This window comes from Streptomyces sp. NPDC058864 (assembly GCF_042742985.1).
Taxonomy (GTDB): domain Bacteria; phylum Actinomycetota; class Actinomycetes; order Streptomycetales; family Streptomycetaceae; genus Actinacidiphila.
The window spans coordinates 87,562-113,276 of sequence record NZ_JBHYMQ010000005.1; the positions used below are offsets into that span (position 1 = coordinate 87,562).

The 25,715-nt window shown below is 73.1% G+C and carries 18 protein-coding genes and 1 pseudogene; 5 read left to right on the plus strand and 14 right to left on the minus strand.

Annotated elements, in window-relative coordinates; genetic code table 11:
• Positions 1-2 precede the first annotated feature (2 nt).
• The 8 genes and pseudogenes from ACFW3D_RS06070 to betA form a co-directional block, all read right to left on the minus strand.
• A pseudogene (locus tag ACFW3D_RS06070) lies at positions 3-1,236 on the minus strand (sarcosine oxidase subunit beta family protein).
• Positions 1,233-2,519: a serine hydroxymethyltransferase gene (glyA, locus tag ACFW3D_RS06075; protein ID WP_500501877.1), complete on the minus strand. Its 1,287-nt coding sequence runs from the start codon at positions 2,517-2,519 to the stop codon at positions 1,233-1,235. Before glyA ends, ACFW3D_RS06070 begins: the two are co-directional and overlap by 4 nt.
• Positions 2,520-2,579: 60 nt before the next feature.
• Complete coding sequence (locus ACFW3D_RS06080) at positions 2,580-5,021, minus strand: GcvT family protein (protein WP_500501879.1); 2,442 nt, start codon at positions 5,019-5,021, stop codon at positions 2,580-2,582.
• A 245-nt stretch (positions 5,022-5,266) separates the two neighbouring features.
• Positions 5,267-6,262, minus strand: a complete 996-nt coding sequence (locus ACFW3D_RS06085) for an ABC transporter substrate-binding protein (protein ID WP_500501881.1) — start codon at positions 6,260-6,262, stop codon at positions 5,267-5,269.
• An 18-nt stretch (positions 6,263-6,280) separates the two neighbouring features.
• Positions 6,281-8,269: an ABC transporter permease gene (locus ACFW3D_RS06090; protein ID WP_500501883.1), complete on the minus strand. Its 1,989-nt coding sequence runs from the start codon at positions 8,267-8,269 to the stop codon at positions 6,281-6,283.
• Positions 8,269-9,369, minus strand: a complete 1,101-nt coding sequence (locus tag ACFW3D_RS06095; protein ID WP_500501885.1) for a quaternary amine ABC transporter ATP-binding protein — start codon at positions 9,367-9,369, stop codon at positions 8,269-8,271. The genes ACFW3D_RS06090 and ACFW3D_RS06095 overlap by 1 nt, the downstream gene beginning before the upstream one ends.
• 20 nt (positions 9,370-9,389) lie before the next feature.
• A complete protein-coding gene (locus ACFW3D_RS06100; protein WP_500501887.1) occupies positions 9,390-10,859 on the minus strand; it encodes an aldehyde dehydrogenase family protein in 1,470 nt (489 codons plus the stop codon).
• Positions 10,860-10,999: 140 nt separating this feature from the next.
• On the minus strand, positions 11,000-12,667 hold the full coding sequence (gene betA / locus ACFW3D_RS06105; RefSeq protein WP_500501889.1) for a choline dehydrogenase: 1,668 nt from the start codon (positions 12,665-12,667) through the stop codon (positions 11,000-11,002).
• Positions 12,668-12,884: 217 nt separating this feature from the next.
• Here betA and ACFW3D_RS06110 point away from each other — a divergent pair, with 217 nt between their 5' ends.
• Entirely contained in the window at positions 12,885-13,682 is a 798-nt protein-coding gene (locus tag ACFW3D_RS06110) for an IclR family transcriptional regulator (RefSeq protein WP_500501891.1), read from the plus strand.
• On the opposite strand, the gene ACFW3D_RS06115 is transcribed toward ACFW3D_RS06110, so the two are convergent.
• The 3 genes from ACFW3D_RS06115 to ACFW3D_RS06125 form a co-directional block, all read right to left on the minus strand.
• Positions 13,670-14,803 (minus strand): aromatic ring-hydroxylating oxygenase subunit alpha, encoded by a 1,134-nt coding sequence (locus tag ACFW3D_RS06115; RefSeq protein WP_500501893.1) that lies wholly within the window; start codon positions 14,801-14,803, stop codon positions 13,670-13,672. The two genes, ACFW3D_RS06110 and ACFW3D_RS06115, sit on opposite strands and share 13 nt — an antisense overlap.
• A gap of 82 nt (positions 14,804-14,885) precedes the next feature.
• On the minus strand, positions 14,886-16,061 hold the full coding sequence (locus tag ACFW3D_RS06120) for an NAD(P)/FAD-dependent oxidoreductase (RefSeq protein WP_500501896.1): 1,176 nt from the start codon (positions 16,059-16,061) through the stop codon (positions 14,886-14,888).
• Positions 16,058-16,420: a bifunctional 3-phenylpropionate/cinnamic acid dioxygenase ferredoxin subunit gene (locus tag ACFW3D_RS06125; protein WP_500501898.1), complete on the minus strand. Its 363-nt coding sequence runs from the start codon at positions 16,418-16,420 to the stop codon at positions 16,058-16,060. Before ACFW3D_RS06125 ends, ACFW3D_RS06120 begins: the two co-directional genes overlap by 4 nt.
• A 230-nt stretch (positions 16,421-16,650) precedes the next feature.
• Between ACFW3D_RS06125 and ACFW3D_RS06130 the strand changes: the two genes are divergently transcribed.
• The 3 genes from ACFW3D_RS06130 (at position 16,651) to ACFW3D_RS06140 (ending at position 21,475) form a co-directional block, all read left to right on the plus strand.
• Positions 16,651-17,376, plus strand: a complete 726-nt coding sequence (locus ACFW3D_RS06130) for a response regulator transcription factor (protein WP_500501900.1) — start codon at positions 16,651-16,653, stop codon at positions 17,374-17,376.
• Positions 17,377-17,434: 58 nt separating this feature from the next.
• Positions 17,435-20,356, plus strand: a complete 2,922-nt coding sequence (locus tag ACFW3D_RS06135; protein WP_500501902.1) for a SpoIIE family protein phosphatase — start codon at positions 17,435-17,437, stop codon at positions 20,354-20,356.
• Positions 20,357-20,431: 75 nt separating this feature from the next.
• On the plus strand, positions 20,432-21,475 hold the full coding sequence (locus ACFW3D_RS06140) for a helix-turn-helix domain-containing protein (protein WP_500501904.1): 1,044 nt from the start codon (positions 20,432-20,434) through the stop codon (positions 21,473-21,475).
• Here ACFW3D_RS06140 and ACFW3D_RS06145 read toward each other — a convergent pair.
• The gene (locus tag ACFW3D_RS06145; RefSeq protein WP_500501906.1) at positions 21,462-22,883 is read right to left on the minus strand and encodes a sensor histidine kinase; all 1,422 of its coding nucleotides are present in this window, start codon (positions 22,881-22,883) and stop codon (positions 21,462-21,464) included. The genes ACFW3D_RS06140 and ACFW3D_RS06145 overlap by 14 nt on opposite strands.
• Before the next feature lie 97 nt (positions 22,884-22,980).
• Here ACFW3D_RS06145 and ACFW3D_RS06150 point away from each other — a divergent pair, with 97 nt between their 5' ends.
• The gene (locus tag ACFW3D_RS06150) at positions 22,981-23,925 is read left to right on the plus strand and encodes a D-2-hydroxyacid dehydrogenase family protein (RefSeq protein ID WP_500501908.1); all 945 of its coding nucleotides are present in this window, start codon (positions 22,981-22,983) and stop codon (positions 23,923-23,925) included.
• A gap of 72 nt (positions 23,926-23,997) precedes the next feature.
• Here ACFW3D_RS06150 and ACFW3D_RS06155 read toward each other — a convergent pair whose 3' ends face one another.
• Together ACFW3D_RS06155 and ACFW3D_RS06160 are read right to left on the minus strand one after the other, a co-directional pair.
• Complete coding sequence (locus tag ACFW3D_RS06155; RefSeq protein ID WP_500501910.1) at positions 23,998-24,627, minus strand: MBL fold metallo-hydrolase; 630 nt, start codon at positions 24,625-24,627, stop codon at positions 23,998-24,000.
• Positions 24,627-25,712 carry an S-(hydroxymethyl)mycothiol dehydrogenase gene (locus ACFW3D_RS06160; RefSeq protein ID WP_326571298.1) on the minus strand — a complete coding sequence of 362 codons (1,086 nt, stop codon included), beginning with the start codon at positions 25,710-25,712 and terminating at the stop codon, positions 24,627-24,629. The genes ACFW3D_RS06155 and ACFW3D_RS06160 overlap by 1 nt, the downstream gene beginning before the upstream one ends.
• Positions 25,713-25,715 lie beyond the last annotated feature (3 nt).

The following is a 25,715-nucleotide window of genomic DNA, read 5'->3' on the forward strand; positions in this document are numbered from 1 at the left end:
CCTCAGTGGGCGACCGCGGCCGCGCCGTGCTCGTCGACGAGCGCGCCGGTGGTGAATCGTTCGAGCGAGAAGGGTGCGGCCAGGGCGTGCGGGGGTGTCGTGGGCGATGGTGTGCGCGTAGACCGAGCCCACACCCGGAGTTGCCTTGAAACCGCCGGTGCCCCAGCCGCAGTTGAGGTACAGGCCGTCCACCGGGGTGAGTCCCACGATCGGCGACGCGTCCGGGCTGACGTCGACGATGCCGCCCCAGGTGCGCAGCAGATGGGCACGGGCGAAGACCGGGAAGAGCTCCAGCACGGCGGCCATCTGCCGCTCGATCACGTGGAAGGCGCCGCGCTGGGTGTAGGAGTTGTAGGCGTCGATGCCCGCGCCCATGACCAGTTCGCCCTTGTGGGCCTGGCTGACGTACACGTGCACCGCGTTGGACATGACGACCGTGGGGTGCACGGGCTCCAGCAGTTCGCTCACCAGGGCCTGCAGCGGGTGGCTCTGCAGGGGCAGGTCGAATCCGGCCATCCTCGCCAGCACCGAGGAGTGGCCTGCCGCGCAGAGCGCGACCTTGCCGGCGGCGATGGGCCCGAGGTTCGTCCGTACCCCGGTGATCCGGCCGCCGCTGACGTCGATGCCGGTCACCTCGCAGTTCTGGACGAGGTCGATCCCCGCGGCGTCGGCCGAACGGGCCAGGCCCCAGGCGACGTGGTCGTGCTTGGCGATGCCCGCGCGCGGCTGGTGGGTCGCGCCCAGCACCGGGTGGCGCACGTCCGGGGAGGTGTTGACGATCGGGCAGACCTCCTTCACCTGCCCGGGGTCCAGCCACTCGGCGTCGACTCCGTTGAGCCGGTTGGCCTCGACCCGGCGGACGCCCTCGCGCACGTCCTGGAGGCTGTGGGCGAGGTTGAGGACCCCGCGCTGGGAGAAGAGGATCGGGTAGTCCAGCTCCTCCTCCAGGCCCTCCCACAGCTTCAGGGCGTGCTCGTAGATGCCGGCGCTCTCGTCCCAGAGGTAGTTGGAGCGGATGATCGTGGTGTTGCGGGCCATGTTGCCGCCCGCGAGCCAGCCCTTCTCCAGCACGGCCACGTCGGTGATGCCGTGGTTGCGCGCCAGGTAGTGCGCCGTGGCCAGGCCGTGCCCGCCGCCGCCGACGATCACGACGTCGTAGCTGCGCCTGGGCTCGGGCGTGCGCCAGAGGAAGTCCGGGTGCTCGGGGAGCGCGGCCCCCGGGGTACGGGGGGTCATCGGGCGTCGTCTCCGTCCTGCGGCAGCTGCGGGTAGAGCGGGTGCGCGGCGGACAGGGCCTCGGTGCGGGCGCGCAGCGCGGGCACGTCGGGGCCGGGGCGCAGGGCGAGCGCGACGACGTCGGCGACCTCGGCGAAGTCGTCCTCGGTGAAACCGCGGGTGGCCAGCGCGGGTGTGCCGATCCGCAGCCCCGAGGTGACCATGGGCGGGCGCGGGTCGAAGGGGACGGCGTTGCGGTTGACGGTGATGCCGACGGAGTGCAGCAGGTCCTCCGCCTGCCGGCCGTCGAGGGCGGAGGCGCGCAGGTCGACGAGGACGAGGTGCACGTCGGTGCCCCCGGTGAGCACGGAGACGCCCGCCCGCGCGGCGTCGTCCCCGGTCAGGCGCTCGGCGAGGATGCGGGCACCGGCCAGGGTGCGGGACTGACGCTCCCTGAACTCCTCCCCCGCGGCGACCTTGAAGGAGACCGCCTTGGCGGCGATGACGTGCTCCAGCGGGCCGCCCTGCATGCCCGGGAAGACCGCCGAGTTGAGCTTCCTGGCGAGGTCCGCGTCGTCGGTGAGGATCACTCCGCCGCGCGGGCCGCCGAGCGTCTTGTGGGTGGTCGTGGTGGTGACGTGGGCGTACGGGACGGGGTTCGGGTGGAGCCCGGCGGCGACCAGGCCCGCGAAGTGCGCCATGTCGACCAGGAGCAGCGCCCCCACCTCGTCGGCGATGCGTCGGAAGGCGGCGAAGTCCAGCTGCCGTGGGTACGCCGACCAGCCCGCGATGATCATCTTGGGGCGGTGCTCCTTGGCGAGCCGCTCGACCTCGTCCATGTCGACCCGGTGGTCCGTCGCGGAGACGTGGTAGGGGACGACGTCGAGCATCTTCCCGGAGTAGTTGAGCCGCATCCCGTGGGTGAGGTGGCCGCCGTGCGCGAGGTCGAGCCCGAGCACGGTGTCGCCGGGCCGCAGCAGGGCGAAGAGCACGGCGGTGTTGGCCTGTGCCCCGGAGTGCGGCTGGACGTTGGCGTGGGCGGCGCCGAAGAGGGCCTTCACGCGCTCGACCGCGAGCCGTTCGGTGACGTCGACGTGCTCGCAGCCGCCGTAGTAGCGGCGGCCGGGGTAGCCCTCGGCGTACTTGTTGGTGAGGACCGAGCCCTGGGCCTCCATGACGGCGGCGGGGGCGAAGTTCTCCGAGGCGATCATCTCCAGGGTGGAGCGCTGGCGGGCCAGTTCGGCGCGCAGCGCGGCGTGCACCTCGGGGTCGAGCTCGGACAGGGGGACGGTGAGCGGGTTCATGCGCGGGGCTTCCTCTCAGCGGCGGCGTCGGAGGTCTCGCGTGGTGCCGTCGGCGGGATGTCAGCCGCGGAGGCGGGACATGGCCGGGTCGAACAGCGGCTCCGCGGCGACCCGCGCCGCCACGCGCCGGTCGAAGTACGCGATGTGGAGGGCGCGCCCGGGCACGGATAGCTCCGCCGGCAGCCACGCGTAGGCGATGCCCCTGCCGATGGTGTAGCCGTAGGCGGCGCTGGTGACGTAGCCGACGGGCCGGTCGCCGTCGTACACCGGCTCCTTGCCCATCACCACGGCGCCCGGGTCGTCGACGGTCAGGCAGGTGAGCCGGCGCCGGACCTCCTCCCGGCGCCGGGCGAGCGCGCCCTTTCCGGTGAAGTCGTCCTTGTCCTCCTTGACGGCGAAGGCGAGGCCGGCCTCGTACGGGTCGTGCTCGAAGGTCATGTCGGTGCCGAAGGAGCGGTATCCCTTCTCCAGGCGCAGGCTGTTGAAGGCGCCGCGCCCGGCGGGGATGCCGCCCAGCGGCCGGGCGGCGGCCAGCAGGGTGTCCCAGAGCTTGAGGCCCAGGTCCGCCGTGGTGTAGAGCTCCCAGCCGAGTTCGCCGACGTAGGACAGCCGCATCGCCGTGACGGGGACGGCGCCGACGTGCGCCCGCTTGGCGCGGAAGTACTTGAGCCCGGCGTCGGAGAAGTCGGCGTCGGCGAGCGGCTGCAGGACCTCGCGGGCAAGCGGTCCCCACAGGCCGACGCAGCAGGTGCCGGCGGTGACGTCGCGGACCGCGACCGTGCCGTCGTCGGGCAGGTGCCGGGTGAGCCAGTCCAGGTCGAGGTTGCCGTTGACGCCCACCTGGAAGAGGTCGCGGCCGAGGCGGGCCACCGTGATGTCGCTGCGGATGCCGCCGTCGTGGTCCAGGAGCAGGGTGTACGTCACCGACCCCGCCGACTTGTCGACGTTGCCGGTGGTGAGCCGCTGCAGGAAGGCCGCCGCGCCGCGCCCGGTGACCTCCAGGCGCTTGAGCGCGGTCATGTCGTACAGGGCGACCGTCTCCCTGGTGGCCTGGGCCTCGGCGCCGACGACCGGCGACCAGTAGCGGGCCGCCCAGTCGTCGGGGGTGGGGATGGAACGGCCCGCCACCAGGCCCGCGTTGGCCTCGTACCACTGCGGCCGCTCCCAGCCGTTGGCCTCCAGGAAGAACGCCCCGAGCTCCTCCTGGCGGGGGTGGAAGGGGCTGGTGCGGATCGGCCGCGGGGCGCCGGTGGGCTGGAGCGGGTGGACGATGTCGTAGACCTCGGCGAAGTTGCGGCAGTCGCGGGCGAGCACGTATTCGGGGGCGAGCTGGTGCGGCTCAAAGCGGTTGACGTCGCATTCGTGGAGGTCGAAGGACGAGCAGTGGCCGTCCACCAGCCATTCGGCCATCGCCCGGCCGACGCCGGCCGAGTGGGTGACCCAGACGGCCTCGGCGACCCAGAACCCCTTCACCGCCGGCGACTCGCCGAGCAACGGCATGCCGTCGGTGGTGAAGGAGAACAGGCCGTTGATGCCCTCCTCGACCTTGGCGTCGCGGGTGGCGGGCAGCAGGGCGCGGGTCTCGGTCCAGGCGTCGGCGAAGTCGTCCTCGGTGAACGCCAGGACGGACGGCATCCCGTCCGAGGCGCCGAACGCGGCGATGTCGTCGGCGTGGACCGGCATGGGGCGGTGGCCGTAGGAGCCGATGCCGATGCGGTCGTGGCGGTCGCGGTAGTAGAGGTCGGCGTCCTGGTGGCGCAGGATCGGGCGGACGGCCTCGACGGCCTGGCCCGCCAGGGCGGGGACGGGACCGGTCCACGCGAACTGGTGGGCGAGCGGGGTGAGCGGCAGCTCCATGCCCGCCATCCGGGCGACCCGGGGACCCCAGATGCCCGCGCAGCAGACGACGACGTCGGCCGCGAGTTCGCCGCCGCGGTCGGTGACGACCCCGGTGACGCGGCCCTCGTCCCGTGTGACGGCGAGGACTTCGTGGCGTTCGAGGAAGCGGACGCCGCGCGCGGCGGCGCGCCGGGTCTGCGCCTCGACGGCGAGGACGGCCTTGGCGAGGCCGTCGGTGGGGACGAACAGTCCGCCGAGGACACGCGCGCGGTCCAGCAGGGGGTGGAGCGCGACGCACTCCTCGGGTCCGACGACCCGGGCCTCGACACCCCACGACGTCACCCAGCCGTGCCGGCGGTGCAGTTCGGCGAGGCGCTCGGGGGTGGTGGCCACCTCCAGGCCGCCGACCTGGAGGAAGCAGGGCTGTCCGGCGACGTCGAGCGAGCAGAGCTTCTCGACGGTGTAGCGGGCGAGTTCGGTCATGGTCTTGGAGGGGTTGGCCTGGAAGACCAGGCCCGGCGCGTGGGACGAGGACCCTCCGGTGGCGGGGAGCGGCCCCTGGTCGACCACCGTGACGTCGGTCCATCCGGCGGCGGACAGTTCGTCGGCCAGCGCCGCCCCCACGACGCCCGCTCCGATGATGACCACGCGGGGTCCCGTCATCGCCAAACCTCCCAGTTGCTGTCAGCGCAACATGATTCAGGTTGCGCAACTCAATGTGCCGGGCGCCGGAGAGGGTGTCAAGAGGCCCGCCAGGGACGGGAGAAGGCCGCCAGGAGACCGCCGCGCGGGGCCCGGAACGGCAGGGCGGGGGCCGGGGAACGACGGTGCCCGGCGGGCTGTCGGAACAGCCCGCCGGGCACGGGAGCACGGTGGTGCGGGGTGACGCGGGGCGGGTGGGCGCGGGACTACTTGGTCCAGGCGTCCACCTTGCCGGGGTTCGCCTTCACCCACTTCTCGGCGGCGGCCTCCGGCGTCATCTTGTCCACGGCGATGTACTTGGCGACGAGGTTCTGGTCCTCGTTCGTCCAGTTGAAGTTCTTCACCAGGCCGTAGGCCGGGCTGCCGGAACCGGCGAACTTCTTGCTGACGATCTTGTCCAGGTCGTAGACGGGGTAGTCGCAGGCGACCTTCTCCGCGTCGGCGTCGCAGCCCGCCTCGTACGGCGGCAGCTCGACCTTGGCGAGCGGGACCTCCGACAGGAACCACTGCGGCTCGTAGAAGTAGCCGAGCAGCCACTGCTTCTTGGCCTCGGCCTGCCGGAAGGCCTGGATCAGCGCGGTCTCGCTGCCCGCGTACACCACCTTGAAGTCCAGCTCGAGGTTCTTCACCAGGGCGGCGTCGTTGGTGACGTACGACGGATCGCCGTCCAGGAGCTGGCCCTTGCCGCCGGACTCCGAGGTCCGGAACTTGTCGGCGTACTTGTCGAGGTTCTTCCAGTCGGTGATGTCCGGGTGCTCCTTGGCCAGCCACGGCGGCACGTACCAGCCGATCACGCCCTTGTTGCCGGTCGGGCCGGCCTCGACGGCGGTCTTCTGCTGCTCGATGTACTTCTTCTTCAGGTCGTCGTGGCCCCAGTTCTCCAGGATCGCGTCGACCTCGCCGGTGCCGAAGCCCTGCCAGGCGATCTCCTCCTTGAGGTCCTTCTTCTTGACCGTGCAGCCCAGCTTCTCCTCGGCGACGTACGCCACGACCGCGGCGTCCGCCTCGTAGCCGACCCACGGGTTGACGGCCAGGTTGAAGGTGCCGCACTTGCCGGAGGAGCCGCCGGAACCGGCCTCCGACCCGCCGACCTTGGCGCCGCCGCAGCCGGTCAGGACGAGCCCGAGCGCCGCGGCCGCGGCCGTGACCGCCCCGGCCCGCCTCCGTACGGACGGGCCGGCCGCCGTCAGGTGTGTTGCCATGTCTCTTCCGCCTCCTGCCTAGCGCCCGCCGGGCACCCTGGTGGTGCGCCCGGCCGCGGCCTGGGTGATCCGGTCGAACATCACGCCGAGCAAGACGATGGCGAGTCCCGCCGCCAGCCCCTTGCCGTACAGCTCGCCCTGCGAGAAGCCGGCCACGACGTCGTAGCCGAGGGCGCCCGCACCGACCAGGCCGCCCACCACGACCATCGACAGCACGTAGATCAGGCCCTGGTTGGTCGCGAGCACCAGGGCACCGCGCGACATCGGCAGCTGGACCTTGGTGACGAGCTGCCAGGTGCCGGACCCGGCCGCCGTCGCCGCCTCGACGGTCGTGGCCGGCACGCCCCGCACGCCGTCCGCGACGATCTTCATCGTCACGGGCGCGGCGTAGACGACGGCCGCGACGATCGCGGTGAAGCGGCTCGCGCCGAACAGCGCGAGGAAGGGTACGAGGTACACGAAGGGCGGCATGACCTGCGCCGCGTCCAGGCCGGGCCGGAGGATCCGGTCGGCGAGCGCGCTGCGGCCCATCCACACGCCCACCGTGACGCCGAGCAGCATCACCAGCAGCGTCGCCACGACGGTCGAGGCGAGCGTGGTCATCGCGTCCTGCCACAGTCCGGTGCCCACCAGCAGCCCCACGCACACCGCGGCGGTGACGCCGGCGCCGGTGCCGCCGAGGACCGCGCCCAGGGCCACCAGCACCAGGCCGGTGAGCCACCAGGGCGAGTCGGTGAGCAGGGTCTGGAAGGGGTTGAGCAGGGCGGTGGTGAGCACGTCGCGGATGCCGTTCGTGACGCCGGACAGATGGTCCTGCGCCCAGGTGGTGACGGTGTCGGCGGCGCTCGCCAGGGACCGTCCCGCTCCGCCCTCGCCGGGGAACTCCGCGGCCCAGACGTACGTGTGGGACAGCCAGGCCGCTACCGCCGCGGCCACCGCGCCCGCGCCGAGCAGCGGCCCGCGCCACCGGCGCGGCGGGCCGCCGGAGCGCTGCGCCCGCTCCGTCCTGACCGCGGCCGCGGTGGTGACCCGGTCCAGGACGATGGCCATGACGACGATGGCGAGGCCCGCGTTGAAGGCGGTGCCGACGTCGAGCGACTGCAGGGCCTGGACGACGGTCTTGCCGAGCCCGGGCGCGTCGATGAGCGCCGCGATGGTGACCATGGAAAGGGCCGCCATGATGGTCTGGTTGACGCCCATCACCACGGTGCGCCGGGACATCGGCAACAGCACCTTGGTGAGGGTCTGCGCCCTGGTCGAACCGAGCGACTCGGCCGCCTCCACGGTGGTCGCCGGGACCGAGCGGATCGCGTGCGCGGTGATGCGGACGGCGGGCGGCGCCGCGTAGATCAGCGTGGCGATGGTGGCGGACGCTGGACCGATGAGGAAGAAGAGGGTGAGCGGCGCCAGGTAGACGAAGGTCGGCATCGTCTGCATGAAGTCGAGCACCGGTGTCACCACGCGGTTGACCCGCGACGACAACCCGGCCCACACGCCCAGCGGGATGCCGAACAGCAGCGCCACCAGCACCGCGGACAGGGTGAGCGCGAGGGTGTCCATGCTCTCCTGCCACAACCCCTGCAGCCCGAAGAAGGTGAAGCCCGCCACCGCCAGCAGCGCCACCCGCCAGTTTCCCAGCGCCCAGGAGACGTAGCCCGCGATCGCGACGACGCCGAGCCACCCGATCTGCGGCACCGGACGGCCGTCGGGGGGCTGTGAGACCAGGGTCTGGACGAAGGTCACCAGGTTGTCGATGACCAGCCGGATCTCGTTGAAGAAGTAGAGGAACAGCGGGTTGCTGTTGCGGTCCGCGCCGATGGTGTCGTTGACCTCGTTGAACCAGCGGTGCAGCGAGGTCAGGTCGGCGGCCGCGAGGGCGAGCGTGTGCCGGCCGCGCAGCAGCGCGAAGAGCACCAGCCACAGCACGACGATGCCCGCCACGACGGCCCGGCGGCGCAGCCTGAGGGGTACGGGGCGTTCCCGCGTGCCGGAGGCGGCGACGGCCATCACGCGCCGCCTTCCGCGCCGGCGAGGACGGCGAGGATCTCCTCGTCGCCGACGACGCCGAGCAGCCGTCCCTCCTCGACGACCCTGACCGGCTTCCCGGCGCCGAGCACGACCCGCGTCGCCTCGCGCACGACGGTGCCGGGGCCGAGTTCGGGACCGTCGAGGACGTCGTCGGGCCGGGGGTCGCGCATGATCCAGCGGAGCGTCAGCACATCGGCGCGCGGCACGTCCTTCACGAACTCGCGCACGTAGTCGTCGGCGGGGGCGCCGACCAGTTCGTCGCCCGTGCCGCACTGCACCGTCCTGCCGTCGCGCATGATCAGGATGCGGTCGCCGAGCTTGAGGGCCTCGGACAGGTCGTGGGTGATGAAGACCATCGTCTTGCCGACCTCGCGGTGCAGCCGGATGACCTCGTTCTGCATGTCGCGGCGGATCAGCGGGTCGAGTGCGGAGAACGGCTCGTCGAAGAAGAGGATGCCGGGGTCCCCGGCCAGTGCCCGGGCCAGGCCGACGCGCTGCTGCATGCCGCCCGAGAGCTGGTCGGGGTAGGAGTTCTCGTAGCCCGCCAGGCCGACGAGTTCGACGACCTCCAGGGCCCGCTTCGTGCGTTCGGCCCGGCCCGTGCCGCGGATCTCCAGGCCGTACGCGACGTTGTCGACGACCCGGCGGTGCGGCAGCAGGCCGAAGTGCTGGAAGACCATGGAGAACCGGTTGCGGCGCAGTTCGCGCAGGCGTTTGGCGTCGGCGGCGCGGATGTCCTCGCCCTCCAGGACGACCTCGCCCGCGGTCGGTTCGACGAGCCGGGTCAGACAGCGCACCAGGGTCGACTTGCCGGAGCCGGACAGCCCCATCACGACGAAGACCTCGCCGGGCGCGACGTCGAAGTGGACGTCGCGCACGGCCGCGGTGCAGCCGGTGCGCTCCATCAGCTCGCGTCGGCCGAGTCCGCACAGCTCCTGCGACCCCGGCACCCTGTCGGCCTTCGGCCCGAACACCTTCCACAGCCCGCGCACGGAGATGACCGCGTCCCGGTCCTGGCCCTGGTCCTCGTCGCGGGACGCGCCGCGCCGCTGCGGCGCATCGGTCGGTGCTGGGGTCACGGTGGGCCTCTCTTCGGCGTTCAGCCGCGGAACCAGTGCTGCGGCCTGGGTCGGATGTTCTGCCAGATGTGCTTGGGCTCGCGGTACTCGTCCAGGCCGGTCGGTCCCAGTTCCCTGCCCACGCCCGAGTGCCCGAAGCCACCCCATTCCGCCTGGGGCACGTAGGGGTGGTAGTCGTTGATCCACACGGTGCCGTGGCGCAGCCGGCGGGCGACCCGCTGCGCGCGGCCGGCGTCCCGTGTCCACACGGCGCCGGCGAGGCCGTACTCGGTGTCGTTGGCGATGCGTACGGCGTCGTCCTCGTCCGTGAAGCGCTCGACGGTCAGCACGGGCCCGAAGGACTCCTCGTGGACGACGCGCATGCCCTGGTCGCAGTCGTCGAGCACGGTCGGCGGGTAGTAGAAGCCGTCCCGGAGCGCCGGGTCCGCCGGCCGGGCGCCGCCGCAGCGCAGCACGGCGCCCTCGGCGATCCCGGCGGCGACGTACGCCTCGACCTTGTCGCGGTGCGCGGCGGAGATCAGCGGGCCGGTCTCGGCCGCGGGGTCGAAGGGCCCGCCGAGCCGGATGGCCGAGGCGCGCCGTACGACCTCGTCGACGAAGGCGTCGTGGACGGTGTCCTGCACGATCAGCCGGGCCCCGGCGGAGCAGACCTGCCCGGAGTGCAGGAAGACGGCCGTGAGCGCGAAGTCCACGGCCGTCTCGAAGTCGGCGTCGGCGAAGACCACGTTGGGGTTCTTCCCGCCGAGTTCGAGGGCGACCCTCTTGACCGTGGCGGCGGCCGCGGCCATCACGCGTCTGCCGGTGGCCAGACCGCCGGTGAAGGAGACCATGTCGACGCCGGGGTGCTCGGCGAGCGGGGCGCCGGCCTCGGGCCCCGCGCCGAGGACGAGGTTCCCGGCTCCCGGCGGGAGTCCGGCCTCCTCCAGGGCCCGCATCAGCAGCACGGAGGTGGAGGGGGTCAGCTCGCTGGGCTTGAGGACGAAGGTGTTGCCCGCGACGAGCGCCGGCGCGACCTTCCAGGAGGCCTGCAGCAGCGGGTAGTTCCAGGGGGTGATCAGGGCGCAGACGCCGACCGGCTCGTACTCGACGCGGCTGATGGCGTCGTCGCGGCCGGTGTCGACGACCCGTCCGGCCGAGGTCCCCGCGATGCCGCCGTAGTGGCGCAGGCAGGCGACGACGTCGGCGATGTCGTACTCGCTCTCCACGAGCCGTTTGCCGGTGTCGAGGGATTCGGCGCGGGCGAAGTCCTTGGCGTCCCGCTCCACGATGCCGGCGGCGCGCAGCAGGAGGGCGCCGCGTTCGCGCTCCGGGGTCCGCGGCCAGGGTCCGTGGTCGAAGGCGGCGCGGGCGGCGGCGACCGCGGCCTCCGCGTCGGCGCGGCTCGCCTCGGGGACCGTCGCGACGAGGGCTCCGTCGGCGGGGCAGCGGATCTCCCGGCGGCCTCCGGCCACCGCTTCGCGCCACTCTCCGTCCAGGTACAGGTCTGCCACGCGCGGAGTCCTCGCTTCGTTGCACATAGCGCATCGAATTGCTTGTGGTGGAACACCATGTCCGACCGGCCACCGGCCGTCAAGGGGTGGCACGGCGTGTACGGCACATCGTGACCCGGCGAACGGGACGGCCGGCGGGGTCAGTTGGCCGCGACGTCGCGGTGCCGGTAGTACTGCGCCTTCGAGGGCGGCAGCGGTGCACGGCCGAGGATCAGGTCGGCCGCCTTCTCGGCGATCATCATCACCGGCGCGTAGATGTTCCCGTTGGTCACGTAGGGCATCACGGACGCGTCGACCACGCGCAGCCCCTCCACGCCGTGCACCCGCATGCTCTCCGGATCGACCACGGCCATCGCGTCGGTGCCCATCCGGCAGGTGCAGGACGGGTGGAGGGCGGTCTCGCCCTCCTCGGCGACCCACGCCAGGATCTCCTCGTCGGTCTCGACGCCGGGGCCGGGCGAGACCTCGCCGCCGTTGAAGGGGGCGAGCGCGGGCCGGCCGAGGATGTCGCGGGCGACACGCACCGCCTCGACCCACTCGCGGCGGTCCTGTTCGGTGGAGAGGTAGTTGAAGCGCAGGGCGGGCTTCTCGCGCGGGTCGGTGCTCCGGATCTTCACCGTGCCGCGGGCGTCGGAGTACATCGGCCCCACGTGCACCTGGTAGCCGTGGCCGCCGGCCGGGGCGGAGCCGTCGTAGCGCACGGCTATGGGCAGGAAGTGGAACATCAGGTTGGGGTAGTCCACGTCCTCGTTGCTGCGCGCGAAGCCCCCGGCCTCGAAGTGGTTGGTGGCGGCGGGGCCCTTGCGGAACAGCCACTGCAGGCCGATGAACGGGTAGCGCCACTTGGCCAGGTACGGCTGCATGGACACCGGCTGCGTGCAGGCGTACTGGACGTAGACCTCCAGGTGGTCCTGGAGGTTCTCGCCGACGCCGGGCAGGTCGTGGACGACGTCGATGCCGAGCGCCGACAGCTCCCCGGCGTCACCGACCCCCGACAGCTGCAGCAGCTGGGGCGAGTTCACCGCGCCGCCGCAGAGCACCACCTCGCGGGCGCGCACCTGTTCACGGGCGCCCCCGCGGCGTTCGTACTCCACGCCGACGGCCCGCTTGCCCTCGAACAGGACCCGGGTGACCAGCGCCCGGGTCCGCACCGTCAGGTTGGGGCGGCCGCGCACCGGGTCCAGGTAGGCCCGGGCGGCGGAGAGCCGGCGGCCGCGGTGGACGTTGCGGTCGAAGGGCGCGAAGCCCTCCTGGCGGTAGCCGTTGACGTCGTCGGTGAGGGGGTGGCCCGCCTCCTGGACGGCCTGGAGGAAGGCGGGGAAGAGCGGGCTCTCGGCGGGCCCGCGCTCCAGGACGAGCGGGCCGTCGTGGCCGCGGAACTCGTCGTCCGGGTCGGCGGCGAGGCAGTTCTCCATGCGCTGGAAGTACGGCAGGCAGTGGGCGTAGTCCCAGTGCTCCATGCCGGGGACCCTCGCCCAGCGCTCGTAGTCCATGGGGTTGCCCCGCTGGAAGATCATGCCGTTGATGCTGCTGGACCCGCCGAGCACCTTGCCCCGGGCGTGGTAGATCCGCCGCCCGCCCATGTGGGGTTCCGGCTCGGACTCGTAGCCCCAGTCGTAGAACCGGCTGCCGATGGGGAAGGTGAGCGCCGCCGGCATGTGGATGAAGACGTCCCAGGGATAGTCGGGGCGACCGGCCTCCAACACCAGGACGCGGTTGCCGGGATCGGCGGAGAGCCGGTTCGCGAGGGCGCAGCCTGCGGAGCCCCCGCCGACGATGACGAAGTCGTACTGCACGGGAGGAGCCATGTCAGCCTCGTCTCACTGGTCTCGCTTGCTTCGCTTGTCTCGCTCGCCTCGATCACGCGGGTCGACAGGTCGACTGGCGCAGCATGCTAGTACGGTGCCGCTATGCGCACCAGGTTGCGAACGGCGCAACTTGACATGTGAGGTGGGGGATTGCCCCTCCCCCGGGCCGCGTCCGGGCAGCCCCCGCACTGTTGTTTACCGCGCGTATAGTTTCGCTGTGAGCAACTTCAGTGCAGATACCGAAACAAGCGGGGCGCAGCCGGGCGGCGTCCAGTCCGTGGACCGGGCGATCAGCGTGCTGGAGATCCTGGCGCAGCGCGGCGAGGCCGGCGTGAGCGAGGTCGCCGCCGAGATCGAGGTCCACAAGTCGACGGCGTTCCGGCTGCTCGGCGCGCTGGAGGCACGCGGGTTGGTGGAGCAGGCGGGCGAGCGCGGCAAGTACCGGCTCGGCTTCGGCATCGTACGGCTGGCCGGCGCGGTGACCGGCCGCATCGACATCACTCAGCAGGGCCGCCCGGTGTGCGAGCGGCTCGCCGAGGAGATCGGCGAGACCGTCAACATCGCCGTGATGGAGAAGCACTTCGCGATCAACCTGTACCAGGTGCGCGGACCGGCGGCGGTCACCGCGCACAACTGGGTCGGCCAGCTGACCCCGCTGCACGCGACCTCCAGCGGCAAGATCCTGCTCGCCCACCTCCCCGCCGGGCAGCGCGCGGAACTCCTCGCGGACGCGGGCCTGGAGAAGCTGACCCCGCACACCCTCACCTCGCGGACGAAGCTGGAGAAGGACCTCGCCGGGGCCCGGGAGCGCGGGTACGCCTGGACGCTGGAGGAGCTGGAGATCGGCCTGCACGCGATGGCCGCCCCCGTCCGCTCGCGCGACGGCGAGGTCGTCGCCGCCGTCAGCGCCTCCGGCCCCTCGTACCGCTTCACGCAGGAGCGCATGCACGAGCTCGCGCCGCTGCTGGTCGCCGGGGCCGCCGAGATCAGTCACCGCATGGGCTACCTGGGCTGAGCCGTGCCGAGTCGTTCGTGCACCCAGTCGTGGAAGCCGGCGATGTGGTGCTCGCTCGGGACCAGGACCCCGCCCTTGGCGTAGAGCCGGGAGGCCATCGCGGGCTGGCAGCGCTCGCAGGCCTCGAAGTCCTGGCGGTTGACCCGGTCGAAGAGTTCGACCGAGCGGCTGACATCCCTGCCCCCGGTGACGACCTCCTCCAGGTAGAGCCAGTCGCACTCGACGACCGTGCGGTCTGCCGCGACCGGGTACATGCGGTGGAAGATCACGTGGTCCGGCACCAGGTTGACGAAGACCTGCGGCTTGATGGTGATCGCGTAGTAGCGGCGGTCCTGGTCCGCGGAGACCCCGGGTATGCGCTCCAGACCGGGCGAGCCGTCCACGGTGAAGCCCTGGACGTCCGCGCCGAACTCCGCACCGTGGCCGACGTAGTACTGCGCGGCGTAGCCGTCGGCGAACTCCGGTAGCACCTCGGTGAGTTCGGGGTGGATCGTGGCGCAGTGATAGCACTCCATGAAGTTCTCGACGATGAGCTTCCAGTTGGCCCGCACGTCGTAGACGATCCGCCGGCCGACCCTCAGGTCCTCGATGCCGTAACGCTCCAGGGACGCCACGTCCCCCAGCCGGGTGACGACCTCGCCGACCACCTGCTCCTCGAAGGACGGCGGGTCCTCGGCCAGGCAGACCCAGACGTACCCCAGCCACTCGCGGACGTGGACGGCGACGAGTCCGTACTCGGTGCGTCCCACGTCGGGCATCTTGGTGAGGTTGGGGGCCGCCACGAGCCTGCCGTCCAGGTCGTACGTCCAGGCGTGGTAGGGGCACTGGAACGCCCGTCGGACCTCGCCGCCCTCCTCGGTGAGCAGCCGGGCGCCGCGGTGCCGGCACACGTTGAAGAAGGCACGCACCGCGTTGTCCCGGGACCGGGTGACCAGGATGCTCTCGCGGCCGACGTCCACGGTCCTGAAGGCGCCCGGCCGGCCGAGTTCGGAGGAGCGCGCCACGCAGAACCACATCGTCTCGAAGATGCGCTCCTGCTCCTGGGCGAAGATCCCGGGGTCCGTGTAGTAGGAGCCGGGGAGGGTGGCGATCAGGCTGTCCGGCAGACCGGTCGGGGTCACGGGCACTCCTTGCAGGACGTTGTGTAATGAGCAACGGAGTGTGCAGTGCGCAACTGCAGCATGTGGCGCCGGTCCGGCGCTGTCAAGACGTGGCGGCGGCCAGCCGCTTGCGCCAACGGGTGAACGACCGGGGCCGGTTCATCCCCAGCACCGCCACCGGCATCCCGCCCCTGCGGTAGACGGCGAGCACGTCACGCCCCTCCGGGGCGCCCTCCTCGACCGTGACGGTGTCGGCCCCCGCGGCGCGGCCCGCGAACTGGATGCGCACCCCGTACTGGTCGGACCAGAAGTACGGCGGACGCGGCGCCCGTTGCCCGCTCGGGCCGCCGGACAGCAGCGCGGCAACGGCGGCGGCCGGACGCTCCAGTGCTCCCGTCCAGTGCTCCACGCGGTGGTGCGCTCCGGCGGCCGGGTCGTACCAGGCGGCGCAGTCGCCGACGGCGACGACGCCCGGCAGGTTCGTCCGGCCGTCCGGCCCGCACAGCACGCCGTCGCCGAGCCCGATCCCGGACCCGGCGAGCCAGTCCACGCAGGGGCGCGCCCCGATGCCGACGACCACGGTGTCCGCGGGCAGCCTGCGGTCGTCGGCCAGGAGCACGGCCGTCACCCGCCCGCCGCCGTCCGTCTCGGTCCCCCGCACCCCCGTGCCGCACAGCAGCCGTACGCCGTGGTCGGCGTGGAGGCCCGACACGACGCCGCCCATCGTCTCGCCGAGCGGCCCCGAGAGCGGGGTGGGCGCTGCCTCGACGACGGTGACGTCGAGGCCGAGGGCGCACGCGGTCGAGGCGACCTCGGCCCCGATGAAGCCACCGCCGATGACGACGAGCCGGCCGCCGCGCGCCAGGTCGGCCCGTAGCGCGCGGGCGTCGTCCAGGGTGCGCAGGGTGTGCACCCCGGACCCGGACCCGGCCGCGGCGCCGGGCAGGGTACGGGCCGCGGCCCCGGTGGCGATGACGACGCCGTCCGCGCCGACGGAGCGGCCGTCCGCGAGTCCGACACTCCGGGCGCCCGGGTCGAGCGCCACGGCCCGTGCGCCGAGCAGCCATTCGGCCCCGAGGTCCTCGTCCTCCGCCTCCAGGACCAGGGCGGTCTCGTCGGCCCGTCCGGCGAGGAACTCCTTGGACAGCGGCGGCCGGTCGTACGGCCGGTGCGGTTCGTCGCCCACGACCACCAGCCGCCCGTCGAACCCCCGGGCACGCAGCGCCCGCGCCGCCGACAGCCCCGCCAGCGAGGCGCCGACCACGAGGACCGCTCTCACCCGGCTCCCCCGGCGGGCCGGCCGGCGGCGCACGACGGGAGGCCCGGGGCGGCCGGCGACAGCCGTACGTGGATCATGCCGTCCTCGACCACGACCTCGTGCGTCCGCACCGGCCGCCTGGCCGGGGGCGCGTCCACCGCGCCCGTCCGCAGGTCGAACTTCGAGGCGTGCAGCGGGCACTCGACCTCGCACCCCTCCAGCCAGCCGTCCGCGAGCGACGCGTCCTGGTGGGTGCAGGTGTCGTCGACGGCGTAGAGCTCGCCCTCCTCGGTGTGGAACACCGCGACGGGCGGGTCGGTTTCGAGCCGGAAGGCCTCGCCACGCGGGAGATCCGCGAGCCGGCACACGGGAATCATCATGACACCTCGGTGCGTATGGCGGAACTGATTGCGGTTGACGCAACATCAGTGTGGGGGCGCCCCCCACCCCTGTCAAGGCGTCGCCCGGACGTCCGGGACGCCGGATCTGACGGGTGATCACCCGCCGCGATTCGGTCACGGGGGTTGTCCGGGTTCAACCGAATGACATAATCCGTTCCTCTTCTGCATGACAACGGCCGGAATCCGGCCCGGAGGAAGTGACCCACGGCATGAACGTGACCGTTTCGGCCCAGCAGCCCCGTGTGCTGGTCGTGGAGGACGAGGCGAGCATCGCCTCGATGCTCGCGATGGCGCTGCAGTTCCTGGGCTTCGACGTGGTCACGGCCGGTACCGGCGAGGAGGCGGTGAGCACGGCCGCCGAGCGCGCGGCCGACGTGATCCTGCTCGACGTGGGGCTGCCGGACCTCGACGGCTTCGAGGTCTGCCGCAGGCTCCGCGCCGCCCGGGTCGACGCGCCCGTCCTCTTCCTCACCGCCCGGGACGCGGTGGAGGACAAGATCAGGGGGCTGGCGCTGGGCGGCGACGACTACGTCACCAAGCCCTTCGACATCAACGAGGTCGCGGCCCGGGTGAACGCCCTGCTGCGCCGGGGCCGGGCCCCCGAGCCCGCCGGTCGCCGGCTGCGCGCGGGCTGGGTCGAGCTCGACGCGGACACCCACGAGGTGTGGCGGCACGGCAGGCCCGTCCAGGTCTCGGCCACCGAGTTCGCGCTGCTCCGCTTCCTGCTGGAGAACCCGGACCGGGTGGTCTCCAAGGGGCAGATCCTCGACGCCGTGTGGAGCTGCGGCTTCCAGGGCGAGTCCGGGATCGTGGAGACCTACATCTACTACCTCCGCCGCAAGCTCGGGGACACCGACCAGTCGCTGATCCGCACCGTGCGGGGGGCCGGCTACCTGGTGCGGGCCGGGCAGGCGGGCGATACGGCTTCGCGCTGACGGTCCCCGCGCGCGGCGCTATGTTGGCCTTCGGAGGAAGAGCCGACGAGAAGAGGGCATGATCCCGAACGAAGCCGCCGCCCAGGAGCCTGAAGCGCCGCTCGAGCAGCCGGGAGCGGAGCGGCTCGGGCTGCTGCGGTCCTCGGGCGACGACCAGGGCGAGCGCGAGGCGCTGCGGCTGGGACTGCAGCAGGCGGTGGCGGCGCTGAACGGCTTGGGCGGACTGGTCCACCTGCGCGGGCAGGAGGCCCGGGGCGGGGTACCGCTGCGCCTGGCCGCCAGCAGCGGTCTGCCCCGGAACCTCACCCGGGGCTGGCTCTTCCTTCCCCCGCAGGACGGCACCGCGCCCGGTCGCGCGACGACCGGCGGCGAGCCGGTGTGGCTGCCCACCACGGAGACGACCCCCGGCCCGCTGCCGGGCGGGTCCGGGCTCGCCGCCGTACCGCTCCCCGGCCCCGAGGGCCCGCTCGGGGCGCTCTCGGTGGTGACCGCGGACGCCGTGCCGCCGGCCCCGGGCGAGTGGGAGCTGCTGCAGGCGATCGCCGCGTGGGTGTCGGGGCGGCTGGGACGGACGGCCGCCGTCGAGTCCCGCGAGCGCTGGCGCCTGGCGGAGGGCGGTTCCGGCCCGCGGCCCCGGGAGACCCCGTCCGACGTGGGCATCGGCACCTGGGAGTGGAACGTCCGCACCGGCGAGGCGTACCTGGACGAGACCGCGCGCTCCGTCTTCGGGATGTCGCCGCAGATGTACGACGGGCGTTTGGAGACCTGGGTGGAGCTGGTCCACCCCGAGGACCTGCCGTGGGTGATCGCCGACGCCGAGGAGGCCGCCCGGGCCGCCGGCGGTTTCGCCTGGGAGTACCGGGTCCGCCGGCCGGACGGGAGCTTCCGCTGGGTGCAGGCCCGTGGCCGCAGCGTGCTCGGTGCGGACGGCAAGGCCGTGCGACTGGCCGGGGTGCTGTGGGACAGCACGGAGACCCGGGTCGCGATGGACGCCGCCGGCCGGGCCCTGCGCCACATGAGCGACGGATTCCTGGCGGTCGACGACGACGGCCGCATAGCCTTCGCCAACCCGCAGGCGGAGCGGCTGCTCGGGGCACGGCGGCCACTGGTCGGCGACGTGCTGTGGGACCTGCCAGGCGTGCACGGATCGGAACTCGAGGCGCACTGCCGCCGGGCGGCCGGGGGCGATGCGACCGTCAGCGCGGACATCGAGTGGGACGGCGGCAAACGCCGCTACCACCTGCGCGTCATGCCGGTGCCCGACGGCCTGACCCTCTACCTCACCGACGTCACCGAGCACCGGCTGGCCGAGGAGGCCCGCGCCGACGCCGCCCGCACCGCCGCCGACCGCGCCGCGCACATCGGCCGGCTCACCACCGCGCTCGCCGAGGCCGTCACCGTCAAGGACGTCGTCGCCGCCGTCGCCGACCGCGTGCTCCCGCTGTTCGACGCGACCGGGCTGATCATCAAGACGCTGGAGGGCGATCTGCTGCGGGTGGTCGGCTTCGTCGGCTACCCGCCGGGCCTGATGGAACGGCTCAGCCGGACCCGGCTCGCCGAGGGCAGCCCCAGCACCGACGCCATCCGCGAGCGCGTGCCCCGCTACGTCACGTCCGCGAAGGAGTTCCGCGAGGCGTACCCGACCCGGGTGCACCTCCAGGAGTGGTCGCAGAAGCACGCCTGGGCCTTCCTCCCGCTGATCGTCTCCGGGAAGGCCGTCGGCTCCTGCGTCGTCTCCTTCTCCGAGCCCCGCCCGTTCAGCGAGGAGGAGCGCACCCTGCTGACCGCGCTCAGCGGGCTGGTCGCCCAGGCACTGGAGCGGGCCCGGCTGTACGACGCCGAGCACGGGCGGGCGCAGGAGCTCCAGCGCGGTCTGCTGCCGCGCCTCCTGCCCGAACTGCCGGCGGTCAGCGCCGCGGCGCGCTACCTGCCCGCCGTCGAGGGGACGACGGTCGGCGGGGACTGGTACGACGTCATCCCCCTCTCCGCCGACCGGGTCGCGCTGGTCATCGGGGACGTGATGGGGCACGGGATCTCCGAGGCCGTGACGATGGGGCGGCTGCGCACCGCGGTGCACACCCTGGCCGGTCTCGAACTGCCGCCCGACGAGCTGCTCGCGCACCTCAACGACCTGGTCAGCGACCTCGGGGACGACTTCTACGCGACCTGCCTGTACGCCGTGTACGACCCCACCAACCGCACCTGCACCTTCTCCCGGGCCGGTCATCCGCCGCCCGCGCTGGTGCTGCCCGACGGCACCGTCCACTTCGCCGGGCACTCGCCGGACGCCCCGCTGGGCGCGGCCACACCGCCGTTCGCGACCGCGCAGCTGGAGATCCCCGACGGCAGTCTGCTGGTCCTCTACACCGACGGCCTCGTCGAGTCCTCGCGCCGGGACATCGACACCGGCATGGCCGGGCTGGCGAAGGCCCTCACCGGCGCGCGGGCCGCGACGCCGGCGCGGACCGCGGACGGCCGCCGGGGCGAGGCCGAACGGCTCGGCAGGCTCTGCGAGGAGGTCGCAACGGCCCTCGACCCCCACCAGCAGCACGCCGGGGACGACGCGGCCCTGCTCATCGCCCGTACTCATGCCCTGGCGCCCGGCGACGTCGCCACCTGGTCCCTGCCCGAGGACCCGCTCGCCGCGGGCCAGGCGCGCGAGCACGTCCGCAGCCGGCTGGACGCCTGGGGCCTGGACGAACTGGTCATGACCACCGAGCTGATCGCCAGCGAGCTGGTCGGCAACGTGGTCCGGCACGCCCGGGGGCCCATCGACCTGCGGCTGATCCGCAGCCGCACCCTCGTCTGCGAGGTGTCGGACGGCAGTCTCAGCACCCCCCGGATCCGGCACGCCGGCGACACCGACGAGGGCGGCCGCGGGCTGCAGCTGGTGGCCGCGCTGTGCCAGCGCTGGGGCACGCGCTACGTACCCGGCGGCAAGTGCATCTGGACCGAGCAGGCGATCCCGGAACCGTCGTGACGTCGGGCGACACCCAGCGGCAACTCTGATCGGGCTTTGATGTGACTCTGATGCTCCGGTGCTTGGCTTGCGCGCATGACCACCCACGCACCGGTGTCCACGGGCCTGGATTCCTGTCTTGACCTGGGATTCACCGACTCCGGCGGAGGCGAGCCCTCGTTGCGGCGGGAGCTGTTCGCCGCCCTTATAGAAGTCGTCTCCGGCTCGGGTGAGTGGAGCGAGCAGACCGCCGCGCGGATCCGCGGCGAGGGGGTCGCCTGGGCGGCGCGTGGCGAGCCGGTGAGCGCGCTGCGGGTCGCCGTCCAGGAGACGACCGAGCACATCCTGCTCTCCAGCGGGCACACGGCGGCCGGCGCCACCGCCTCCGACGGCTCCCGCGACGAGTTCGCGCGGCGCCTCGCCGACGCCGGGCGCCGCGTGGGCCGGGAGCTGAACCGGGGCTTCTTCGCCCAGTCGGGACCGCGAAGTCCGGCCCCGGTCCCTGAGCCGCCACGGCCCGGACCGTCCTACGCCCCGCCCGCCTACGCCGTGATGGCGCTGCGCGCGCCCGGCCGTCCCCCGCGCGACGTCGAGGCGGTGGCCCGCGGCCACGGCGGCCCGGAGACGGCCGTGCTCACCTCGGCGCGCGGGCTGTACGTGCTCACCCCCGCGCCGCGCCACGAGGAGTCCCTCGACCTGGCGGAACGCGTCCACCGGGACCTCGGCGGGACGGTCCGGCTCGCGGTGCACTGGAAGCCGTACAACGAGGTGACGGCCGGTCAGCTGCTGGTGGACGACATCTGCGCGGTGGTGGACGCGCTGGGCTTCGGGCCCGGCGTGTACCAGCTGGACGACGTCCTGGTCGAGTACGCGGCCGCGCAGACCCCCGACATCGCGCAGCGGCTGGTCGGCATGGTGCAGCCGGTGCTGGCCGACCGGGTGCTGCGGGAGACGCTGAGCGCGGTGATCTCCGCCGACGGCGACCCCGACCTGGCGTGCGAGCTGCTCACGCTCCGCCGCAAGTTCTTCGACCGCCGGCTGCGCCGGGTCGAGGAGCTGACCGGCCGTCGCGTCGACGGCCCGCGCGACCTGCAGGTCCTGCGGACGGCCGTCGCCGTCGCCGCGATCATGCGCCAGTGAGCGCCGGCAACCGGACCCGGAACCACGCGCCCGACTCCGACGCCTCCACCCGCACCGACCCCGAGTGCGCCGCGGCGATCGCGGCGACGATGCTCAGGCCCAGGCCGCTGCCGGGGGCGGGGTGACCGTCCGCGTGGGCGGGGCGGGCCGGGCCGCCGGCGCGGAAGAACCGCTCGAAGATCCGCTCGTGCAGCTCCTCGGGTATCCCGGGGCCGCCGTCGACGACGTCGACGATCTGCTCGTCGCCCTCGCGGCCGACCCGTACCTCGGCGGGGACGTCGTGGGCGGTGTGCGCGACGACGTTGGCCAGCAGGTTGGTGACCACCTGGCGGAGCCGGTCGGGATCGCCGGTCACCACGTGGGACCCGGATTGCACGACGAGGGTCACCGGTCGGTCGGGGGCGGTGACGCGGGTGTCGGCCACCGCGTCGGCGCAGAGTTCGGCCAGGTCGACGGGGCGGCACTCCAGGGGGCGGCCCTGGTCGAGGCGGGCGAGCAGCAGCAGCTCGTCCACGAGGGCCGACATCCTGCGGGTCTCGTTCTGCACCCGGCGCATGGCGTCGTCCAGCCGCGCCGGGTCGTCGAGGGCGCCGAAGCGCACCAGCTGCGCGTAGCCGCCGATCGCGGTGAGCGGGGTGCGCAGTTCGTGGCTGGCGGCGCCGACGAAGTCGCGCAGCTGCTCCTCGGCCTTGCGGCGGCGGTTGAACTCCTCGTCGACGCGGCCGAGCATCGCGTTGACGGCGTCGGCCAGCGCCTCCACCTCCGCCGTCGACACCGGGGCCGAGACCCGCTGCGAGGGCGCGCCCTCCGCGGCGAAGCGGCGTGCGGTGGCGGTGATCTCCTTGAGCGGCGAGATGGTGCGGCGGCTGAAGTACAGGGCGCCGAGCACGACGCCGGCGATCAGCGGCACACCGGAGACGGCCTCGATGACCACGAGGTTGTGCACGGTGGCGGCGTCGTCCGCGGTGGACTCCGCGATCACCAGGTAACCGCCGTCGGGCAGCTTCTCCACGACCGCCCGCATCGGGGCCGGGCCGACCGCGCCCGCCCGGCCATCGGTCGCCAGGCGATCGAGGTCGGCGCTGGACAGCCGGATGACGGCCCGCTCCACCATCGCGCCGGACTCGCGCTGCACGACCCGGCCGATGGCGTCGGTGAGCAGCACCACGGCGTTCGCCCCGGCGGGCTTGAGGTCCGAGCTGGTCTCCAGCTCGTCGAGGCGGTCCTGGCGTATGGAGGCGAGCTGCTGGTCCAGCCGGTTGCGCAGGCCCTCGGCGAGGGCACGGGCGGCGTAGACGTCCGCGGCCGCGACGCCGATCGTGGTGATCGCCAGGAAGCCGAGCGCGAGGCGCCAGTACAGCGAGCGGGGCCACCAGCGCATCCGGCGCCGCCTGCCGGGTGTCTCCACGTGCCCACCCCTCGTTCGGTTCCGGCCGCTTCCGAGCCGATACTAGGACAGGCCCCGGACACATCCGTTCGACCGATCGAGCCGAGGAGACCGCACGATGCGCATCGCCGTCCTGGACGACTATCAGAAGGCTGCGCACCGGTTCGCGGACTGGGACGCACTGGGCGCGGAGGTGGTCTTCCACCATGACCACATAGGCGGCACGGCCGAGCTGGCCGAGGCGCTGGACGGCTTCGACGTCGTGGTCGCCATGCGCGAGCGCACCCCTTTCACCGAGGAGCGCTTCGCGGCGCTGCCGGCGCTGCGGCTCCTGGTGACCACGGGGATGGCGAACGCGTCCGTGGACCTGGATGCGGCCCGGCGGCACGGTGTGACGGTGTGCGGCACGGAGAGCGTCCCGCACGCCACGGCCGAGCTGACCTGGGGGCTCGTCCTGTCGATGGTCCGGCACATCCCCGAGGAGGCGGCGGGGATGCGGCGCGGTGAGTGGCAGCACACGATCGGCGGCGACCTGCACGGACGGACGCTGGGTGTGGTGGGGCTGGGCCGGCTGGGCACGCGGGTGGCCGCGATCGGCAGCGCCTTCGGGATGCGTGTCCTGGCGTGGAGCACCCACCTCGACCCCGGGCACGCCGCCGCGTGCGGCGCGCGGGCGGTCGGCAAGCGGGAGCTGTTCGCGCAGTCCGACGTGGTCACCGTGCACTACAAGCTCAGCGAGCGCAGCACCGGCCTGGTGGGTGCGGAGGAGCTGGGCTGGATGAAGCCCACGGCGCTGCTGGTCAACACCTCGCGCGGGCCGCTCGTCGACACCCCCGCACTGGTCGCGGCGCTGCGTGAGCGCCGGATCGCCGGCGCGGCACTGGACGTGTACGACACCGAGCCGCTGCCCGCCGCGGACGTCCTGCGGACCCTGCCCGGCACGCTGCTCACCCCGCACCTGGGCTACGTCACGGAGGCCACGTACGAGGTCTTCCACCGGCAGGCGGTGGAGGACATCGCGGCCTTCCGCGACGGCGCGCCGCTGCGGGTGCTCGCGGCCTGAGCGGCGGGCCGAAGCCCGCGGGGACCGGAGCCGTCGGGCTCCGGTCCCCGCGGGTGCGACGGGCGCAGCGGCTCAGTGGCCGCGGGCGATCCACTCGTCGAGGTGCGGGGCCTCGGCGCCGATGGTGGTGCTGTCGCCGTGGCCGGTGCGCACCACCGTCTCCGGCGGCAGGGTCAGCAGTCGGTCGCGGATGGAGCCGACGATGGTGGGGAAGTCCGAGAAGGACCGGCCCGTGGCGCCCGGGCCGCCCTGGAAGAGGGTGTCGCCGGTGAAGACGGTGCCGAGGGCGGGCGCGTACAGGCACACGGCGCCCGGCGCGTGGCCGGGAGTGTGCAGCACCGTGAGCTCGGTGCCGGCCACCGCGATGACCTGACCGTCCGTCAGTTCGCCGTCCGGGGATCGCTCGGGGTGGGTCTGCTTCCACAGCGGCAGGTCGTCGCCGTGCAGCAGGATCGGCGCGCCGGTACGGGCCGCGAGCGCGGGCGCGGCGTCGATGTGGTCGTTGTGGGCGTGGGTGCTGACGATCGCGACCAGCCGGCGGCCGCCCAGTGCCGCGGCGATGGCGTCGGCGTCGTGGGCGGCGTCGACGACGATCGCCTCGGTGTCGTCGCCGACGATCCAGACGTTGTTGTCGACGTCCCAGGTGCCGCCGTCCAGCGAGAAGGTCCCCGAGGTGACGAGGTGGTCGATGCGGGCGGCCATCAGAGGACCACCACCGAGCGCAGCACGTCGCCGTGGTGCATCCGCTCGAACGCCTTCTCCACCTCGTCCAGGGCGATGGTCTCGGTCACGAAGGTGTCCAGGTCCAGCCGTCCCTGCAGGTGGAGGTCGATGAGCATGGGGAAGTCGCGGGAGGGCAGGCAGTCGCCGTACCAGGAGGACTTCAGCGCTCCGCCGCGGCCGAACACGTCCAGCAGCGGCAGTTCCAGCTTCATCTCGGGGGTGGGCACGCCGACCAGGACGACGGTGCCGGCCAGGTCGCGGGCGTAGAAGGCCTGCTTGTACGTCTCGGGGCGGCCGACCGCCTCGATGACGACGTCGGCGCCGAAGCCGCCGGTCAGCTCGCGGACCGCCTCGACGGGGTCGGTCTCCTTGGAGTTGACGGTGTGCGTGGCGCCCAGCTTCTTCGCCGTCTCCAGCTTCCGCGGGTCGATGTCCACCGCGATGATCTTCGCGGCGCCGGCCAGCCGGGAGCCGGCGATGGCGGCGTCGCCGACGCCGCCGCAGCCGATGACGGCGACGGAGTCGCCGCGGCCGACGTTGCCGGTGTTGATGGCCGCGCCGATGCCCGCCATGACGCCGCAGCCGAGCAGCCCGGCGACGGCCGGGGACACGGACGGGTCCACCTTGGTGCACTGACCGGCGTGGACGAGGGTCTTCTCGGCGAAGGCCCCGATGCCGAGCGCCGGGGACAGCTCGGTACCGTCCAGCAGGGTCATCTTCTGCTTGGCGTTGTGGGTGTTGAAGCAGTACCAGGGGCGTCCGCGCAGACAGGCGCGGCACTGACCGCACACGGCGCGCCAGTTGAGGACGACGAAGTCACCGGGGGCGACGTCGGTGACGCCCTCGCCGACCGACTCCACGACGCCGGCGGCCTCGTGGCCGAGGAGGAACGGGAAGTCGTCGTTGATACCGCCCTCGCGGTAGTGCAGGTCGGTGTGGCAGACCCCGCAGGCCTGGATCCGCACCAGCGCCTCCCCCGGCCCCGGGTCGGGCACGACGATCGTTTCCAGGCTGACGGGGGAACCCTTCTCCCGGGCGACGACGGCACGGACCTGATGGGCCATGGG